This is a genomic window from Amycolatopsis thermalba, assembly GCF_023376025.1.
In the GTDB taxonomy this organism is placed as follows: domain Bacteria; phylum Actinomycetota; class Actinomycetes; order Mycobacteriales; family Pseudonocardiaceae; genus Amycolatopsis_E; species Amycolatopsis_E thermalba.
In genome coordinates this window covers 7,117,543-7,135,415 of sequence record NZ_CP091196.1, presented here as the reverse complement: position 1 = coordinate 7,135,415, position 17,873 = coordinate 7,117,543, and the positions used below count along the sequence as shown (strand labels likewise).

21 protein-coding genes and 1 tRNA gene are annotated in these 17,873 nt (G+C 64.6%); 12 read left to right on the top strand and 10 right to left on the bottom strand.

What is annotated here, in order from left to right:
- Positions 1 to 9: 9 nt before the first annotated feature.
- Positions 10 to 85 (top strand) — tRNA-Thr (locus L1857_RS34580).
- Between the two features lie 99 nt (positions 86 to 184).
- Here L1857_RS34580 and L1857_RS34575 read toward each other — a convergent pair.
- Complete coding sequence (locus L1857_RS34575; protein ID WP_162831066.1) at positions 185 to 1,513, bottom strand: site-specific integrase; 1,329 nt, start codon at positions 1,511 to 1,513, stop codon at positions 185 to 187.
- A 258-nt stretch (positions 1,514 to 1,771) separates the two neighbouring features.
- Positions 1,772 to 2,218, bottom strand: a complete 447-nt coding sequence (locus L1857_RS34570) for a helix-turn-helix domain-containing protein (RefSeq protein ID WP_162831065.1) — start codon at positions 2,216 to 2,218, stop codon at positions 1,772 to 1,774.
- 132 nt (positions 2,219 to 2,350) lie between these two features.
- Between L1857_RS34570 and L1857_RS34565 the strand changes: the two genes are divergently transcribed.
- From L1857_RS34565 to L1857_RS34540, 7 genes are all read left to right on the top strand, one after another.
- Complete coding sequence (locus L1857_RS34565; RefSeq protein ID WP_162831064.1) at positions 2,351 to 2,761, top strand: hypothetical protein; 411 nt, start codon at positions 2,351 to 2,353, stop codon at positions 2,759 to 2,761.
- Positions 2,758 to 4,002, top strand: a complete 1,245-nt coding sequence (locus L1857_RS34560; RefSeq protein ID WP_116110905.1) for an AAA family ATPase — start codon at positions 2,758 to 2,760, stop codon at positions 4,000 to 4,002. The genes L1857_RS34565 and L1857_RS34560 overlap by 4 nt, the downstream gene beginning before the upstream one ends.
- A gap of 614 nt (positions 4,003 to 4,616) precedes the next feature.
- On the top strand, positions 4,617 to 5,243 hold the full coding sequence (locus L1857_RS34555; RefSeq protein WP_162831063.1) for a hypothetical protein: 627 nt from the start codon (positions 4,617 to 4,619) through the stop codon (positions 5,241 to 5,243).
- A gap of 441 nt (positions 5,244 to 5,684) precedes the next feature.
- Positions 5,685 to 6,044 carry a hypothetical protein gene (locus tag L1857_RS34550; protein WP_162831062.1) on the top strand — a complete coding sequence of 120 codons (360 nt, stop codon included), beginning with the start codon at positions 5,685 to 5,687 and terminating at the stop codon, positions 6,042 to 6,044.
- 16 nt (positions 6,045 to 6,060) lie between these two features.
- The gene (locus tag L1857_RS35535; protein WP_275895902.1) at positions 6,061 to 6,189 is read left to right on the top strand and encodes a hypothetical protein; all 129 of its coding nucleotides are present in this window, start codon (positions 6,061 to 6,063) and stop codon (positions 6,187 to 6,189) included.
- Positions 6,186 to 6,746, top strand: a complete 561-nt coding sequence (locus tag L1857_RS34545) for a hypothetical protein (RefSeq protein WP_116110904.1) — start codon at positions 6,186 to 6,188, stop codon at positions 6,744 to 6,746. The genes L1857_RS35535 and L1857_RS34545 overlap by 4 nt, the downstream gene beginning before the upstream one ends.
- Before the next feature lie 378 nt (positions 6,747 to 7,124).
- Positions 7,125 to 7,496, top strand: coding sequence for a hypothetical protein (locus L1857_RS34540; RefSeq protein ID WP_116110903.1), 372 nt, complete (start codon positions 7,125 to 7,127; stop codon positions 7,494 to 7,496).
- Between the two features lie 53 nt (positions 7,497 to 7,549).
- Here L1857_RS34540 and L1857_RS34535 read toward each other — a convergent pair whose 3' ends face one another.
- From L1857_RS34535 to L1857_RS34525, 3 genes are read right to left on the bottom strand one after another with little or no spacing between them, the layout of a single operon-like run.
- Positions 7,550 to 8,377: a helix-turn-helix domain-containing protein gene (locus L1857_RS34535; protein WP_116110902.1), complete on the bottom strand. Its 828-nt coding sequence runs from the start codon at positions 8,375 to 8,377 to the stop codon at positions 7,550 to 7,552.
- Between the two features lie 12 nt (positions 8,378 to 8,389).
- A complete protein-coding gene (locus tag L1857_RS34530; RefSeq protein WP_116110901.1) occupies positions 8,390 to 8,899 on the bottom strand; it encodes a DUF6879 family protein in 510 nt (169 codons plus the stop codon).
- On the bottom strand, positions 8,892 to 9,134 hold the full coding sequence (locus L1857_RS34525) for a hypothetical protein (RefSeq protein WP_116110900.1): 243 nt from the start codon (positions 9,132 to 9,134) through the stop codon (positions 8,892 to 8,894). The genes L1857_RS34530 and L1857_RS34525 overlap by 8 nt, the downstream gene beginning before the upstream one ends.
- A gap of 546 nt (positions 9,135 to 9,680) precedes the next feature.
- Here L1857_RS34525 and L1857_RS34520 point away from each other — a divergent pair.
- Positions 9,681 to 10,214, top strand: a complete 534-nt coding sequence (locus L1857_RS34520; protein ID WP_162831061.1) for a hypothetical protein — start codon at positions 9,681 to 9,683, stop codon at positions 10,212 to 10,214.
- A 38-nt stretch (positions 10,215 to 10,252) separates the two neighbouring features.
- On the opposite strand, the gene L1857_RS34515 is transcribed toward L1857_RS34520, so the two are convergent.
- The 4 genes from L1857_RS34515 to L1857_RS34500 form a co-directional block, all read right to left on the bottom strand.
- Entirely contained in the window at positions 10,253 to 10,564 is a 312-nt protein-coding gene (locus tag L1857_RS34515) for a hypothetical protein (protein WP_205413261.1), read from the bottom strand.
- A gap of 11 nt (positions 10,565 to 10,575) precedes the next feature.
- Positions 10,576 to 10,758, bottom strand: coding sequence for a hypothetical protein (locus L1857_RS34510; RefSeq protein WP_116110897.1), 183 nt, complete (start codon positions 10,756 to 10,758; stop codon positions 10,576 to 10,578).
- Between the two features lie 803 nt (positions 10,759 to 11,561).
- Positions 11,562 to 12,851, bottom strand: coding sequence for an ArsB/NhaD family transporter (locus tag L1857_RS34505; protein WP_249467304.1), 1,290 nt, complete (start codon positions 12,849 to 12,851; stop codon positions 11,562 to 11,564).
- A gap of 265 nt (positions 12,852 to 13,116) precedes the next feature.
- Positions 13,117 to 13,953 (bottom strand): HpcH/HpaI aldolase/citrate lyase family protein, encoded by an 837-nt coding sequence (locus L1857_RS34500; protein ID WP_116110895.1) that lies wholly within the window; start codon positions 13,951 to 13,953, stop codon positions 13,117 to 13,119.
- A gap of 332 nt (positions 13,954 to 14,285) precedes the next feature.
- On the opposite strand from L1857_RS34500, the gene L1857_RS34495 reads away from it, so the two are divergent.
- The 3 genes from L1857_RS34495 (at position 14,286) to L1857_RS34485 (ending at position 16,955) form a co-directional block, all read left to right on the top strand.
- Positions 14,286 to 15,098 carry an HpcH/HpaI aldolase/citrate lyase family protein gene (locus tag L1857_RS34495; RefSeq protein ID WP_198958238.1) on the top strand — a complete coding sequence of 271 codons (813 nt, stop codon included), beginning with the start codon at positions 14,286 to 14,288 and terminating at the stop codon, positions 15,096 to 15,098.
- 13 nt (positions 15,099 to 15,111) lie between these two features.
- Positions 15,112 to 16,212: a Glu/Leu/Phe/Val family dehydrogenase gene (locus L1857_RS34490; RefSeq protein WP_249467301.1), complete on the top strand. Its 1,101-nt coding sequence runs from the start codon at positions 15,112 to 15,114 to the stop codon at positions 16,210 to 16,212.
- Positions 16,213 to 16,517: 305 nt separating this feature from the next.
- Entirely contained in the window at positions 16,518 to 16,955 is a 438-nt protein-coding gene (locus tag L1857_RS34485) for an ester cyclase (RefSeq protein ID WP_116110893.1), read from the top strand.
- Between the two features lie 40 nt (positions 16,956 to 16,995).
- Here the strand turns inward: L1857_RS34485 and L1857_RS34480 are convergent, their stop codons facing one another.
- Positions 16,996 to 17,850, bottom strand: a complete 855-nt coding sequence (locus tag L1857_RS34480) for an endonuclease/exonuclease/phosphatase family protein (RefSeq protein WP_205413265.1) — start codon at positions 17,848 to 17,850, stop codon at positions 16,996 to 16,998.
- Positions 17,851 to 17,873 lie beyond the last annotated feature (23 nt).

Here is a 17,873-nt window from a genome sequence, read left to right as displayed (position 1 = left end):
CCCGATCAGGCCGACTTAGCTCAGCTGGTAGAGCAGCTGTCTTGTAAACAGCAGGTCAGGGGTTCGAGCCCCCTAGTCGGCTCCACGAAGTTCACGTGCCGACGTGCAGTGATGCGTTCCACACCCTCGACGCGGACGATCGCCGCAGAGGCGTGTGACAACGGTGTGATAACCGGCGTGCCTGTCATGATGTCTTCTTCGCGCGCGGGACGAACGCGGCCACTGCGTCGGCTGCTGCGGCGGCCACCTCGGGATAGACCGACGTGTACGTGTTGGCCGTCGTGGACAGGTTCGCGTGACCCAAGATCTCCTGAACGACTTTCATCTCGACCTTGGCAGCGAGCATGATCGACGCTGCCCCGTGCCTGAGGTCGTGCAGGCGTACAGGCGGGAGGTCGCATTCCTCGATCAGTCGTTCGAACTCGTCAGACACCCAGTCCGGGTGCAGGGGTGAGCCGTCCTCTTGCGTGAACACCTTGCCCGAGTCGACCCATGCCTCACCCCACGCGAGTCGTTCTTTCTTTTGGGCGACTCGGTGTGCACGAAACACCTCCACACCGTCAGTGCCCAGCGGGACGACGCGGCCGCCGGCCTCGGACTTCGGCGTGTCCTCTATTACTCGTCCTTCGACGACCACGCGCTGTCGTTCGATGGTGGCCGATGGGGGTGTGGCGTCCATCGCGCAGTCGAGCCATTCCAGCCCGCAGGCTTCCCCACGACGCAGACCGCGATGCGACAGGAGGAACCACAGCGCAAAGAGACGGTGGTCCTGCACGTGGTCGAGGAACACCCCGAGCTGATCAGGACGCCACACCATTACCGACTGAGGCGGGGGCACGAGGTCACGAGCGCGCTTGTACGACTTGCCCTGCTCGACCAGCTTGGCCACCTCGTCGCGCCAGCGCTTCTCACGCTCGACCGTCCACACCATCGGCTTGGGTGACTTGCCGCTGGGCAGCTTGACGAGCGACGCGACGTTGACCGACACGAGGCCCTCCCTGAGCGCGTCTGAGAGCGCCACGCGCAACGTCGCGCGTATGCGTTGCATCGTCGCCGCAGAGACGTGCTTGACGTTCCTGAGGCGTCCTTTTCGCACCTGCTCGTTGCGCTCGTTGATCGCGTCGAACACGGCGGACACGTGTGCCACCCGAAGATCGCCGAGGCGGAGGTGCCCGAGGTGTGGCGTCCAGTAGCGGTCGATGTGACCTTGGTAGAGAGCACGCGTCTTGCGCTTGATGTCGGTCTTGCCCTTGATCCAGCCGTCCAGGTACTCGCCGACAGTCAGGCGGTCGTTGACGATGATCCCCTTTGACGCTTTCGCCTTGACGTCGTCCATCGCGTCCTGGGCGTCGTCGCGGCTCTCGAACCCACCGCGCAACATCTGACTACGCTTGCCGCCCACACCCACGACCGGAAGCGCGAAGTACCACGTGCCGTGACGGGGGTTCCACGCGCCGTCCGGCCGCTTGAGCTTCGGACACGATCGCCCGAGCTGTCGGCGCTTGCCGTTCACGACCTCGGTGCACCCGCATCGCTTGAAAACCGTTCCCTGAGCCATTCTTCCTCCAGACATAGCAATGGCCCCGTTTCCGGGGCCGATCGCCTTGGGTTTCTGCTTATGCGGCTTGCTTCTCCAGCAAGTCAACGATCTTCTTCACGGTGTCGTCATTGACGCGAGGGAACATCGATCGGCATCGGCACCAACCGCAAAACCCTTCTTTGAGCATGTGGACGGGGGTAAGCCTTGTGCAGCATGCGCATTGCTTCTTCTTCATTTCTCTTCCTTTCCTGTTAGTCGTCGTGCTTGGTCGATCTGGACACTCAGGGATCCGGCGCGTTCCTGGGCGTTGCTGAGACCTTCCACCAGGTCGGCTAACGCCTGTTGCATGTCGTGGAATACCTCGCGCACAGGCTCGCTCGGCAACGTCGCCTCGAACAACTCAGACCGAGAAATCGTTGCCCCACTTGGCATGTCGATGCCTCGGACCTCGACGCCGGGTGTAAGTAGCTGATCCACACCAACACCGAGCACGTGCGCGAACGCGACGAGTTCTACGGCCGTGAAGGCGCGCTTACCTCGCTCGGCCGCCCACACCATCTGTCGCGACCAGTCTTTCTCAAGGTAGTGCCCGAGCTGTTTGCCCAGCTCACCCTGGGTGACCCCGCGCTGTTCTCGTGTCTCGGCGATGTTCGCGCCTATCACGGCTTCGATCTCCATGAGCCTCCCGTTCACCTGTTGTGTCTCGTCACAACTTACCACGTACGCTACGTATTGACAACGTCATGTCTGCATGACAACGTATGAAAACGACGCTCGACAGGGCGGCTACCTGCGGAAACAGGAGGAAACATGGCTAAGAAGCCTATGACGCAAGAAGAACTGCTGGCGTTGCCAGCGATGATCCACTTTCGCCAGGCGTGCAACGCTCTGAACATCGACCCGACCAAGGGTTATCAGTGGGCTCGTGAGGGAACATTCCCGGTTCCAGTGCGTAAGATTGGCGCTCACTATCGCGTGCCGACGGCACCGATCCTCCGATTCCTCGGTATCGAGCGTGATCACACTCACGACACACACGCTTCTACCTTGAACGGGGAGGCGTCTTTCTCACCTGCTGTCAGGCGATCGCTCGACTTCTCGCCCGCTGTGTACGTGAAGACCAAGAGCGGCAAGCGGATCAAGATCGACCCCGACAAGATGTACAGGCGTGGTGGTCGTCGGGTTCTCGGCGCCGACATCATCGCGGAGCGTCAGGCATGACGATCCAGCCTCTGAGCGACGTTCTAGGGCCTGAATATGACACCGACGACGAATCACGCGACGAGCGCCCAGCACTCGCGCAGCGGCGACCTGAGGAGCACCTAATCGCCATCGCACGCACCGACGATGGTCGCGACAATCGATCCGAGCTCGTTGTCGAAGGCGAGGATTTCGAGTGGTTCGACCACAAAGATGAGGGACCGAATTCATGGTACCCACAAAGCCTGTGGGAAGACTTCCTTGATATCGAGGCAGGTTATGACCTCACTCTCATGCCAGATATGGGTTACCGTGAGGATGGGCAATGCCTGATTTACCGAGGTCGGATCAACTGGGTCGCTGGCGAACCTGAGGCGGGCAAGGGATGGTTCGCCCTGATGGTCGCGTTGCAGACGATGGAAGATGGGTGGCCGGTCGTTTATATCGACTTCGACCACACCCGGATGGCGATCCTTCGACGCCTACTCGATATGGGCGCTGATAAAGAAACCCTCCTGAAGTATTTCCACTATGTCAAGCCCGGTACGTCGGTTAGTGATAAAGAGTCGCGGAGCCGATTCGAAGAAGTGATCGGGCGCATTGACCCTGCTCTCGTGATCGTCGATACGGCGACTGAGGCTGCAGTGAACGAAGGTCTTGACCTCATCATGAATCCCAATGACGTGATCGCCTTCAAGCGTCGTCTACTTCAACCCATTATCGACTTCGGCGCGGCAGTTCTCGTGATCGACCACACCGCGCCTGGTCCGATCACCCGTTACCCGATGGGAGCCAAGCATAAAAGGGCCATGACCAATGGTGCCATGTACATGATTCAGCGGGAAGTGCCAATCTCGCCTGGTGGGCGGGGCAAATCCCTGGTGTGGTTGGCGCGGGACAAAGAAGGACAGATTCAGAAGAAGTCTATGCAGAACGCAGGCTATCCCGATATCGAGGGAAACCTCGAACTTGTCGGCATCCTGCGTGCAGATGGCGAAACACGACAGGTCGCTGACCTCGACGTGTACCTAGACATGCCCCAGCCGTCGTCTGGCGCATCTTCCACACCCTCCGGGCGTCGTCACCCCGGTGCGCGTCGACGAGGCTCCACGGGCGGCGTGAATGTTGAAGGCATTAAGGCGTGCTTGGACCGCGACCCGGCCATGAGCAAGAACAAGATTTATGATCAGGTAAAAGGGAATCGTAAGGCCGTGCTTGCCAAGGTGGACGAACTACGAGCTGCGCGTACCACTGAAACCTAGGGTGGTACCAAAATGTTGGTACTGGTATCGGTACTGGTATTGGTACCGGTGCATCGAATCGTCCAGGTGATAAGAGTGGTACCAGTACCGCGACGATACCCCCCTCCTTTAGGAGGGGTATCACGCGTTGGTACTGGTATCACCTATCGCCGATGTGACAGGGTATCGCCAAAGCAAAGAGAGAAGATAATGGGAATCGCTGTTGTGGTCTGGTCGCTCCTAATGCTGCTGACGCAGATCATCGCTCATCTTCGGTTTCGGGGGTGTGGGAAATTAGTGATAACGTCGGACTGACAAATTGGGAGGACACATGCGAATCTACCACGTCGGGTCACTCGACCTATGGGACATGGAAAAGTTCCAAGACCCAAAAACCGGCCAGAAATTCGAAGTCCCAACCTCGCAACTATGTCTCGACTGCTGGACGACCGCGCTTGACGTGGATTCCGAGTTGAAGGTTACGCGCGTCATCCACGATAAGACCTGTCCGCAGGTCGCGTCTCGGAAGGAAGCCTCGCGATGACAAGCCCAGAGCCCAACCCGTTGCGGGACATCTATCGTACGGACCCGGCGAAGAAGGATGAGCCTGCGCCTCGGACGGAACAAATCAAGAAATGACGGACGAGCGTTGTGAGCGCACTGAGCTGCTGGTCAGAGACTGCGCGCATTGCAGGCCGGCCGATCCAGACGAGCGAGATCTCATCCTCATGAGCGTGGCCGATCGATCCACACCCGGGCAGAGGGGCAAAGCCGCGGGGCGTTCGCGCAACCAAGCCAGACTGTTCGCGGCCGACACGGACGCCTCGGACCTTGAGATCGTCGCCCGCTTTCTGCCGTCCGGATTCGTTGATCTGTACTCGCGAGTCCTTGAGATCGAGTTCGGCGCTCACAACCTCGGATCTGCACGACCCGGTAACCCCAACGAGCTGGTGGGTGTGGGCCGAGGATCAGGGCCGCGTCTGTCGACCAGCAAGACCGAGAGTCGCAGCGTGACGCGAACCCACAGCGCCAGCTCGTCGAAAGCCATCATCCGGTCGGAGCGAGCCCTGTGGGGCCGTTATCGCCTCGACCGCAAGCTCAAGCGCATCGTGACCGACCTGCATAACCTCCTGGCCGAGATCGACGGCTCAGACGGCGCACGCCCCGTCAAGCGCCAGTGTGCAGGCAAGTGCCATCAGTTCGGGGAACCGGATTGGCTGTACTGCGCGCGGTGTGGAGGACCGATGCAAGAAGTCGGCTAGTTGCACATCGGCTGATTGCACAACAGATGACGCACTTCTTTTCGCAGGTCACGCGGTGTGTGATCAGGCTGTGTACCCACGCAGCGTCGACCGCGTTCACGTCGCCGACATCGTGACGGTGCAAGGCGGCGCATCCGGCCCTCAGATACTCGCCGCGGCCTGAACGTCGTCCCAACGAGTATTCATGCTCGCCACACCGTTGAGGCACGTCACAGCGACGCTCAGCGCCCGCGCGATGATGCTGACGAACCACCCGGCACCAGTAGGTCCCCGAAGTTCTAATGGTACTCGTTCCCTTTCGGGAGGGGAGTTACCTTCAACAATGGCGACACTGCATTAAGCGCCCACGTCCTCGCAAAACCCCTCAATTTCGATCAAGAATTTGCCAATGTCGGTGCCTTGATGTCAATATTCCGATATCGACATTGTGGAGGTGTGGCAATGGGCGCTCGCGGCAAGGTGCCTGAGTATCAGAAAACGATTCCGCTCAGGTTGAGTCGTTCGACCAATGCGCGTCTTCGCATTTTTGCAGAACTTGACGGTGTCCCTGTTTCATCGCTCATCCGTACCTTCATCAGAGAAGGCTTGGAGAGGCGGACCGTCCCCGAGGACCCATTCGGCAAGACCATCAAACACGCCCTTGAGACCGTGTCTCAGCTGGACCCGCGGCTGCTCAAAAGCAGGGATGCGCCGAGTGCTCGTCTGCGCGCGGTTGTCGAGGAATACAAGAAGCAAATCGCTGAGGAAATCATGAAGGGAGACTCTGATGCCACACCAGGAGTCAAGCGGCGCCGAGCGTGAATATCACCTTGGCATCATGCATCGTGAACTCGTCAAGGTGGAGCAGGCCATTACGGAGGCAGAGCAGCGCAAGGCTCGCATGGGAGCAGCCGGGGTGCCCAAGGACATGGCCGAGCGTTTCCCGGCACTGAAGGGTGATCGATGATGGAAGAACTCGTGAACTCGCGGCGACTGGCGGATATGCGTCTGTTCGCCGAATCGGTCGCGCTGTCGCCGATGAGCCGGCGCGCCGTCGATCAGGCCATCGGTCGCATCGAGACGCAGTGGTTGCAGCGCAAGCAGGAGCAGTACAGCAAAGCCCTTGCGATGCGCGATCGGCAGCACGCGGAAGTTGTCGAGGTTGCGACAGCCACTGCGCAGAGCGCCAAGGAAATCCTGTCCAAGGTGACTGACGGACTCATGAGCCCGGAGGAAGGGCGGGCGTGGCTGCGCGACGTGTTCAGCTATCACGACCAACTGACCAAGCAGCACGCGGCGATCGCGGAAATGGAACCCTCGTTGGCCGAGTTCGAAGCCAAGAGTGTGGACGACTTCCAGGACGAGTGTTTCCAGCGTTTCCCGTCTGATCGCGAGCACACGCCGACCCTGCAGCAGGCCGTGGAAGAGTATGTCGCGGAGGCGAAGCATCGGGCGGCCGTTCGTGCCCGTCCTGTGGCACCTGGCGCGGTCGACCCGTCGCAGCTCACGCATCCGGACGCCTGATGAACGTAGACGACATGTCCGACGAGCAGGTGCGGGCTGCGCTCAAGGCTGTCTTAGAAGTCCACGGCCGGTACACCGGATCCGATCACTGCGTCGCCACCAATGGCTGCGACAAGTGGCCATGCTCAACGGTGCGGGCCGTCGACAGGGCCATACAAGCTAACTGAATACGTCTCGTTCCCCCTCTCCTTCCGAGACGGCCAAGGCCCCCGATACCTCAGACCCTGTCGGGGGTTCTTGGTGGACCTGCGCATGTGCCGCACGCGTGATTCGTCGCGGTGCGTCCGTCGAGGCGTCAGCGGCGATCTGAGGGCTGGACAGACCGACTTATGGGGGCATATATTTCTTCACATAAGCTACAAGTGTCGGAGGGACGTCATGGACGAGGCTGCCGCAGTGTTGAACGCGTGGTCAGATGCTTTGAGCGCTGCGAGTGCGGTGCTCAGACAGCACGCCTTGGCGCTGAGCCCGGCTGTAGAGGCGCGGGCCTTGAGTGCCGTTGACCGAGCGCGGATCATGAACCCGCAGTTGGGGCCGCGTCAAGCGGAGATCATCACTCTGCTCGATGAGTTGTATCCCAAGGGGGCGGACACGGGATACCTCCACCGCAAGATGAACTACGACCAGCCCAACGTTTACTTGACGCTCAAAGGTCTCATTCAGCAAGGCATCGTGGAGAAGGACGCCACGACACGCCCACACCTGTACCGGCTGACCGACGACTTCATGAAGCCGGATGATCAGTCCTGATCGTTCGTCAGAAAGCGCCTGTTCCACACCTGGTCGGAGGGTGTGTGATCAGCCTATGAGGCGGCTCGTACCGACATCAGCAGCTCGCGGGCCTCGGTGCCTTCTGCGGCGCAGTCCCACAACAAGTCCGTGAGCCGGTTGTAGACGGTGATCTCGTCAGGGTCGTGCAAGATCACTTCACCGTGCGTCTGCTCGATCATCACCAGGTCGTCCACAACCCAGTACCCGTGCGTGAGGGGATAGGGCAGTTGCACGTGCGGCTTGATGATGCCGAAGCGCACGTTGGGCATTCCGATGGTGGCGATCAAGCGGTGGATCTGCCCGACCATCACATCGGGCGGGGCGATCGGGTGGATGAGCGCTGAGTACGACATCAAGATCTCGATGGTCTTGCCGGGTTCGTACAACACCTGCTGACGCCGCATCCGGGCCTTCACGCCTTCGTCCACGTCGCGTGCCCCGTGCAACTTCGAGACGGCCTCCAGGACGTACCTCGCGTAGTCGGCGTTCTGGAGTACGCCGGGGACCACGCCGATATCGACCGCGCGTATGACCTTTGCCCGAGCCTCGCGGAGGGCTGACTCTTCCTGCCGTGCTTTGTGGCCGGCGCGGAGGCGTTCCTTCCACGCGATGTGCTCGGCGTCGAGGTCAGCCAGTTCCAGTCGGAGTTGTGTGGCGACCTTGGCGGACACGCCGAGCCCGGCGATCCATTCCTCAAGGTCGGCCGAGGTCATGGCCTGACGGCCCTTCTCGATCTTCGATACCTTGGGCGGATTCCAGCCGATCTGGGCCGCGGCTTCCTTGCCGTTGAGCCCAGCTTCCTCGCGGATCTGACGCAGGCGTTCGCCGAACTTGGCTCGTCGCTGCTCGAAGGTCGCCACACCTCTCCTACGTCAGGTCGTTGCGAACGGGCGTGCCTCCTCCCATGCTAGAGCACGAATTTCGCGAAATCTCGCCACGGTGTGGAAATCGCGGATGACCTCGGCGTACTCGAACCCCTCAGGCCCGAAGTGCATCAGGGCGACCCACTCGTCATCGAACAGCCAGAAATCCTGATCGGGTAGGTCCAACTCACGGCGGCGTGCTTCGGGCATAAGGCGCACGTCCTCACCTGCCGCGATGTTGAGTGGCGTCAAGGCAAGCTCGAACTGTAGGTAGTCAGTAAGAGGGTCGGTCAGGACGCGGACACGTGAGTACCGTCGCCCGGCTGCTGTGTTCGCGCGAACCTCGGCCAGCCAGCCCTGTACGAACGTGGTGTCCGGTTCCTCACCGGAGAGGAACTGTCGCAGGGGTTCCTGCTCGTACGGTTCGCGGTAGACCCCCTGCGCTTCCCAGCGAAACGCCGTGCGGGTGAACGACGAGAACGCCTTCGTCCACGCCTCGCCAGACAAGCGTTCACCCATGGTCGAACAGGCGCACAAGGTTTGCGGGAATCTCCACCGCGTCTTCCCAGTCGGGCATCCCGGCCGCCTTGAGCTGGGCCATTGCGTCCGGATCCTTGATCTTCCAACCCTGCACGACGTAGCTGCCCCGACTGGTCTTGAACACGCTGGGACAGTTGCCGCCGACGCTGTCGGCGTCCTTGCCGAGGAACGTCAGCTCGCCCAACGGCTCGTTGAGCTTGGCCGGTTCGGTCATGTCGCCCTCCTGTTGATCTGGGTGCTCCGAGCATGACACAGAGGCCGGTGCTGTTGATTGCGCCAATCGTGTGGTTGTACGATGAAATTTCGAGAAATCGAGATGCGATTGGGCGAAATCATGATGCTGGCGCGACCGACGTCCACGGCTGTCGTGGGCGGTATCGAGCACATCGTTGTTGAGGGAGTGGTCCTCCCCGGCGAGGTCGTGCGCTTCGCGTGCGGGGCAACGTACGTCGTCGGGGCTGGGCGGAAGTGGGAACCGGCCGGTGCGTGCCAGCCCTGCTTAGAGGGGCCGTGATCATGCTGCCCGCGATGCCCACACCCGGGATGCGGGTCCGGCGCGAACATCCGCGCCACGAGGCGTGGGAGTACGGCCGGGTGCTTCCCTATGGCTGGCTCGACGAGACAACTGGCAAGTGGCGGCACGGAACATTGTTCCCGGTGCAATGGGACTCGTGCGGCATTGTCAGCCTCGAAACCACGTCCAGCGTTTCGAGCGCGGACCCGTCAGAGTCAAGACCTGCTCGTAAGTGAGCCCGCGCGGGTGATCTCGCAGCACTTGCGCCACAGTCAACAGCTCCGTGGTTCGACCTATCACCAGCTTGATCGTGTCGTGAAAGACGTGGGGGATCGGTCCACACCCAAGTTCGCGGTGGATTTCCGCGGCCTGCTTAAGGTCGTGCCGCCCGTAGATCTTCATGCAGTCTTCGAGGTCGTCGAAGCCCGAGCACAACGACTCGGCTATCGGACCGGCGAGGTAAGTCCGGATTGTGTCGAGCGAGTCCGCCCCGTGATCTTTACGACGGCGCACGTACCCCTCTTCGCGGCCAGCCTGTACGAACTCGAACGGGATGCCCAGGGCAAGGTGTGCGACGACGTGACCCGCCTCGTGGACATGTGCGCTGGTCAGACGCCGTCGAAACATCATCGCGTCATCGTCGCACGTGCGCATCCACACCTGAGGGCGATTGTGGCGCCTCTGCACGTGCTCGCTGGTGTCGTCACTCGTTCGTCGCATCGCAGCCGCCGTACGGACGATCTCAGCGCCGGTCTGCACAAGCAAACGAGCCGTCTCTGACAAAAGGCGCCCGAAGGCGCCAGTTGTCGTGGTGTGGATCAGGCGGTCTTGCGTGCGCGACGTGCGGGAGCAGACGTCTCGACGTCTTCGGCCTCGTCGGCGACGTCTTCAACCTCAGGCTCGGCGGCAACCCTCGCGGCCTGGCGCGCCTCCTCCCGCTCCTTCTTCCACGTGGTGAAGTGGGTCTTCATCGGGCCCACATCCTTGGGTGCGAACGCGTAGCGGCCGCCGGAGCCGGCGTTGCTGTAGTGCTCGCTCGCGCGGAGGAACACGCGAAGCTCCTTTGGCGTGGTGCCCAACGCCTCAGCGACCTGCTTGGTCGTCAGCGTCTCGACCTTCTTCTCGGCCATGAATGATCTCCCTACTCGTTGAACAGGTCGTAGTCGTCGTGCAGCGATTCCTCGGTCACGCGGTAGATCACTTCGCCGTCGGGCTGTTCGATCGTCGCGCCCAAACCCAGCCCGTCGGCTGCGAAGCGGCACAGGCCAAGGTCGGTGTCGCGGGCATAGACATGCCCGTCGGGCCGTCGAACGAGGTACAGCATCGCGTCTCCTTGGTGGCGAGGAGGCAGCAACGTAAGACGCGATGACCAGCGAAGTCAGGTGATCCATGGGAAGTTGTGACCCTGCGTCGCCAAGGTCTCCGCCATGCCTACGCGAGGGCAGGCGATTGTGTTCACCAGTGTGACAACACACGTACTCATCACGTGTCATGAGTGGGCGTGTCCCGGAAGCCGCATCTTGCAACCTACCTGCGAAGTTCGCTTCTGCTGTCATGCTCGGTCATACGTCGTCAGGTAGACGAATACTCACTTGTAAACAGCAGGTCAGGGGTTCGAGCCCCCTAGTCGGCTCCCCGGCCGACCAGGGTGTTCCCCTGTGGTGGGAAACACCCTGGTCCGGGCCCGTCTCAGTGGTTCGTTCCGGCCGGTACCGAAGCGGCGGCCGGCTCGTCGTTTGTCGGTGCCGATGGCCTCGCCCCACCGCGCACGCCGTTTCGCCGCCCGCGAGCCGACGCCGAAGATCGCCATCGCGTCGTCGACGGTCAGAGGTTCGATCTCGGCCTCTTCGATCTTCGGCGCGAGACGCGGAGTGCGACGTGGAGCTGTTGCAGATTGCCGGCTTGGTGCCTTCCTGCCGCAGGCACCGCCGTGGATGAGGCGAGGTTGCCAACCGTCCCTGCGTCAGCAGGGGGACCACGGACGTGCGCACGGTGGCGGCGAGGACTGCCTGCAGCGGGTCGCGCTGCTCCGCAGCCGAGGACAGGCCCTCCGGCACCGGCAGGAGCAGATGATCGAAACGCATTCCCGCGGTCTCGCTCGCCTCGGCTGGCTTGGGCACCCCGGACTCACGCCAGCAGGAAGTACCGCAGCCACAGGTACGGCGCCGCGAGGGTGACGGTGATCAGCGTGACCACCGCGCCCTTGCGGGTGAACTCCCAGAACGTGATGGGCGTTCCCTCGCGCGCGGCGATTCCCAGCATCACCACGTTCGCGCTGGCGCCGATCGCCGTCAGGTTGCCTCCGAAGTCCGCGCCCAGCGCCAGCGCCCACCACAGCGCCTGGCCCTGCCCGGGGTCCGGCAGGTCCGCCACCATGCCCGCGACCAGCGGGCTCATCGTCGCCACGTAGGGGATGTTGTCGATGATCCCGGAGAGCACCGCGGAGACCACCAGGATCAGCATCACGGCCAGCAGGGCCCGCCCGCCGGTCGCGTCCGCCGCGAGTCGCGCCAGGTGGCCGATCACGCCGGTGTGCACGAGCGCTCCGATCATGATGAACAGGCCCGCGAAGAACAGCAGCGTCTCCCACTCGACCGCGGCCAGGTAGTCCTTCGGCCGGCTGCCCGAGACCAGCACGAGGATCCCGGCACCCAGCAGCGCCACGACCGACGGGTCCAGGTGGAACACCGAGTGCCCGATGAAGCCGGCGAACACCAGCGCCAGCACGACGCCGCACTTGACCAGCAGCCGCTTGTCACGGATGGCTTCGCGCTCGTCGAGGGTCATCACCTCGGCGATGCGCTGCGCGTCGGCGTCGAACGAGCCACGGAACAGCCACCGCAGCACCAGTGCCAACACGGCGACCTCGACCACCACGATCGGCGCCATGTGGACGAGGAAGTCGTTGAACGTCAGCCCGGCCCGGCTGCCGATGATGATGTTCGGCGGATCGCCGATCAGCGTCGCGGCGCCGCCGATGTTCGACGCGAACACCTCCGCGATCAGGAACGGCACCGGGTTGATCCCGAGCCGGTCGCAGACCAGCAGCGTCACCGGCGCGATCAACAGGACGGTGGTGACGTTGTCCAGGAACGCCGACGCCACGGCCGTGAGCAGCACCAGCAGGACCATCACCCGCAGCGGCGAGCCCCGCGCGCGCTTGACCGCCCAGATCGCGGTGAACTCGAAGGCACCGGTGCGGCGCAGGATCCCGACGATGATCATCATCCCGAGCAGCAGGAAGATGACGTCCCAGTCGACGCCGGTGTCGTGCGAGTAGAACGCCTCGTCCGAGCCGACCACGCCGGCCGCCAGCACGATCCCGGCGCCGCCCAGCGCCGCGGCCGTCTTCGGGATGCGTTCCGTCGCGATGAGCAGGTACGCCACCGCGAACACGGCGATCGCGAGCACGGTCACCGCGCACCGCCTGGCGCGGAGCCAGCCCCAGCAACCGGGCCGCCGCGAGAGCACCCGGATCCGACGCGACCAGCGGGGTCCCAGGTCCTTGCCGGAATCCTGACGAGCACCACCGAGCCACTCCTGCCGTCGACCTACCGCCCGGCCCTGCTGGGGACGGGTGTGCCGACCAGACTTCCCGGCGCGCCGCCCGTAAAAATGCCGTACGGAGGCGGGCGGGGCAAACGAGGGTGACCTCGCTCACCGGCGGGACACCAGGGGCGGCTCAGCCGTGTTCGAGCAGGCGCCGGGCACGTTCGACGATCGGCTTGTCGATCATGTTGCCGTGCAAATCGGTGCTCGCGCCGTCGGTGGCCGATTCGAGCACTCCGCGCGCCCACGCGAGGGCCTCCTCGGTCGGGGCGAGGACCTCGTGGATCACGGAGATCTGGGCCGGGTGGATGCACATCCGGCCGGTGAAGCCGAGCCGCGCGGCGTGCCGGGTGTCCTCGACGAGCTTGCGTTCGTCCCGGATGGCGATAGTGACGCCGTCGAGCGGGGGTGCGACCCCCGCCGCGGCAGACGCGAGGACGACGGCCGACCGAGCGTGCGCCAGCCCGAGATGATCGCCGTGGTCGACGCCCAGCTCCTGCGCGAGATCCCCGTTGCCGAACGCGACGCGGACGACTCCCGGCACCGAGCAGATCGCCCGTGCCTCGAGGATGCCCGCGGCCGTTTCCAGCGTTGGCACCACGCAGGAACCCTCCGGCAGGCGATCGATCAGGTCGCGGACCTGGTCCGGTCCCGTGGCCTTGGGCAGCACGACCGAGCAGGGCCCGTCCTTGAGGGCGGCGACGTCGTCCTCGTACCAAGGGCTCGTCGCGTCGTTCACGCGTACCAGGCCCGGCCCGCCCGTGGCCCGCCATTGCCGGACGTTCTCCCTGGCCTCGTCCTTGCGGCCGGGTGCGACGGCGTCCTCCAGGTCGAGGACGATGCCGTCCGCGCCGCTGGTCGCGGCCTTGCCGAACCGGTCCGGGCGATCGCCGGGTACGAACAGGATGGTGCGCGCGGAGGCGATCCGGCCGAAATCCGCCGAGAAGTCCCTGTCTCGGTGCTCGTTCATCGGCAAACCCCTTCGAACCGGTCAGCGAACTGATCATGCCGTCTATTGAAACGATGGTAGGTGCGCGACACGTGGTGGGACAAGCCGCGTTGCGGTCGGACGCGTCGGGCGGATCGGTTGAAATCGGTTCCGGGAAACGTTCGCGAAAATCGACGGCCGACATTTCCCGGAATGTGTCGGTTGAATTCACCGTGGCCGACTCTGGGTGTTCGAGCTGCGGTGACGCGCTCGGAGTCGGTGGAACGAAACTCGACTCCATGGCCCGCGGAAATCTCGCGATGACATTCTTCGGTATCAACGGAAATCCCGACGGAGGTTGTGTCATGACGGCGATGTCCGAATCCCTCGCACGGGCGCGATCGGTGCTGTTCGTGCCTGGCCACCGGCCGGACCGCTTCGACAAGGCGGCCGCGACCACCGCCGACACCATCGTCCTCGACCTGGAGGACGCGGTCGGTCCCGACGAGAAGCCCGTCGCGCGCAAGAACGTCGCCGAGTGGCTCGCCGGTGGCGGACAGGGCATCGTCCGGATCAACGACGCCGACACCTCCTGGTACTCCGACGACGTCGCGATGCTCGCGGAGCGGCAGGCAGCGGTGATGCTGCCGAAGATCACCCACCCCGGTCAGGTGGTCGACCTGGTCCGCGCGCTCGCGCCTGGTTCGTGCGTGATCGCGATCCTGGAGACCGCGGCGGGAGTGCTCAACGCGCAGTCGATCTGCTCCGTGCCAGGCGTGGTCCGGGCCGCGTTCGGGAACGCCGATCTCGGGAGTGAGCTGGGGTTGGACCCGGCGCACCAGGCGTCGCTGGTCCACGCCCGCGCGCAGGTCGTGCTCGGGTCCGCGGCCGCCGGGATCGTGCCCCCCATCGACGGCGCGACGCTCGACCTCACCGACCGGGACGTGATCACCGCCGACGCGACACATGCGGCGGAGCTGGGCTTCACCGGCAAGGTCTGTCTGCACCCCAGGCAGGTCGACGTGGTCAACGCGGTCTTCACGCCCTCGCCCGAGGCGATCGAGTGGGCCCGCCGGGTTCTCGCCGCCGCGGACAGCGGTGGCTCGATCAAGGCCGTGGACAACCAGATCGTCGGCAAACCGATCATCGACCGGGCCAAGCGGTTGCTGGCGCAGGCCGGTTGCTAGCCGGGGAGGTCGGATGCACCAGGGCGTGTTCGAACGTCGGTCAGGACACGAGCAGGTGGTGTTCTGCCAGGACAGCGAGTCGGGGTTGCGGGCGATCATCGCCATCTATTCGACCGCGCTCGGACCGGCGTTGGGCGGGACCAGGTTCCACCCGTACCCGTCGGAGGAAGCCGCGCTGGCCGACGTTCTCGAGCTGGCCAAGGGCATGGCCTACAAGAACGCCGTGGCCGGGCTTCCCCACGGTGGCGGCAAGGCCGTGATCATCGGCGACCCGCGAGTGGACAAGTCAGACGCCCTCCTGCGTTCGTACGGCCGGTTCGTCGAGTCTCTGCACGGCACGTACATCACCGCCTGCGATGTCGGCACCACAGTGCGGGACATGGACGTCGCAGCTCAGGAGTCGCATTACGTCCTCGGCCGCTCACGAGCCGACGGTGGTGCCGGCGATTCGTCGGTGCTGACGGCGTTCGGGGTCTACCGAGCGATGCTCGCGTGCGCCGAGTACCGGTGGGGCACGCCGTCGGTGAAGGGGCTGCGGATCGCGGTCTCGGGTGTCGGCAAAGTCGGGTCGCTGCTGGCCAAACTCCTCGTCGAGCAGGGCGCGCGGGTGGTCGTCCACGACGTCGACGACGAGGCGGTGCGGCGCCTGCGCCTGGCTCGTCCCGAGATCCGCGCCGCGGTCGACGGGCCTGCCCTCATGCGCACGAAGGCGGACATCTTCGCACCCTGCGCCCTGGGCGGGGTCCTCGACGAACAGGCGGTGGGACTGCTGGGTTCGGAGATCGTCTGCGGCGCGGCCAACAACCAGCTCGCCGAGCCGGCAATCGCGAAGGAGCTGCACGATCGCGGCGTGCTGTACGCGCCGGACTACGTGGTGAACGCCGGCGGGGTCATCCAGGTGGCGGACGAGTTGCACGGGTTCACCTTCCAGCGGGCCAAACGCCGCGCCGCGAAGATCTTCGAAGCGACGCGGTACGTGCTGGAACTGGCCGACGAGGAGGGCTTGCCGCCTGCCACGGCGGCGGACCGGGTCGCGGAACGCCGGATGGCGGAGGCACGACAGCGCACCGCACGGGCCCGGGAGCGGGTCGAGGCACCCACGGGCACCGGGTAACACCGCCCGCCGGCGGGGCGACTTCCGGCACTGGCCGGGCCCGAGCGGAGGTGCCATGCGGAAGCGACCCGCGACGCGGAAAGTGGTGGTCGGGCGCTGGGCGTGGGTGCTCAGCCCGGCCACCCACAGCCTCGGGCCACTGGCGCTGGCCGTGCGCCGCATCGGACACCACCGCCCGGGTGGGGCGATGAAGAGCCCAAATCCTCTGGCCGCCATGCGCGCCGCGGGTGTCCACTGCGGGACGCGGCCGCGGCAGGAGTCAGCGGGCGCCGCCCGCTCGGGCGTGGCCGGAAGGAGGCAGCTCGATGACTTCCGACGAGCGGCGGGAGCGCTTGCGCCGCGTGCTGGACCTGATGTGGAACCAGGGCGAGCTCGACGCCTGCGAAGACCTCTGCGCGCCGCACTGCACGTTCCACGATCCGAACTTCGAGGTGGACGGGGTGGCCGGGTTCAAGCGCCAGGTCAGCGACCTGCGCACGGCCAACCCCGACCTGCACATGGACATCCACGACGTGCTCGTCGACGGCGACCTGTGCGCGATGCGGTTCACGGTGGGCGGCACGTCGCGGGCGGAGTTCCGCGGCCTGCCCGCCACCGGCAAGACGTACGTGATGACCGGCATGATGTGCGGCAAGTGGGCCGACGACCGCCTGGTCGAGATGTGGGTCAACTACGACCTGCTGGGCGCGTTGCAGCAGCTCGGCATCATCTCGGAGATGGCGCCGCGGGAGACGGCGGGCTGAAGTGGTGGGCGCTGCGCGGTCCGTGCAGCGCCCACCAGCCTCAGCGCAGCCGCACCAGCGCCTGCACCGGCACGTGGTCGGACGGGTAGCGGCCGTCCACGCGGAACGTGTTGATCGCCGCCGCCAGGACCGACACCCGCGAGTTCGCCAGGACCCAGTCGATGCGGTTGGCGCCCAGCACCGGCTCGCGGTAGTTCGGGAACGTGCCCCACTCCGGCGTCAGCTGCTTCGCGGCGGTGCGCCACGTGTCGGACAGCCCGCTCTCGACCAGCGTCCGGTACGACACCGAGTCCGCCGGGGTGTTGAAGTCGCCGGTCAGCACCACCGGCAGCGCCGGGTCGAAGCCGGCGATCCGGTCGCGCACCAGGGCCGCGCTGCGCTGCCGCGCGTTCTCCGACTGGTGGTCGAAGTGCGTGTTGACGTGCACGAACTCCTTGCCGGTGCGGGCATCCCGGAACCGCACCCAGGTCACCATGCGCACCACGTTGTTGCCCCAGGTCTTCGACCCGATCACGTACGGCGTGTCGGACAGCCAGAAGTGGTCGAAGTCGATCGGCTCGACGCGGCGGGTGTCGTAGTAGATGCTCATGAACTCGCCGCGCCCACCGCCCTCACGGCCCAGCCCGATCCACTCGTAGTGCTTGGGCAGGTCGGCCGCGATCTGCTTGACCTGGTGGTACAGGCCCTCCTGGATGCCCAGCACGGTCGGCTGCTCGATCTCCAGGAACCGCGCGATCACCGGCCGCCGGTCGGTCCACGAGTCCGGCGTGCCCGGCGCGGCCTTGGTGTCCAGGCGGATGTTGAACGTGGTCACGTGCAGGGTGTCGCCGGACGCGCGGCCGATGACCGCCTCGTCGGTCCGGGCCTGCGCCCCGTTCGCGGTCATCAGCGTCACCGCACCCGCGCCGGCGAGACCAA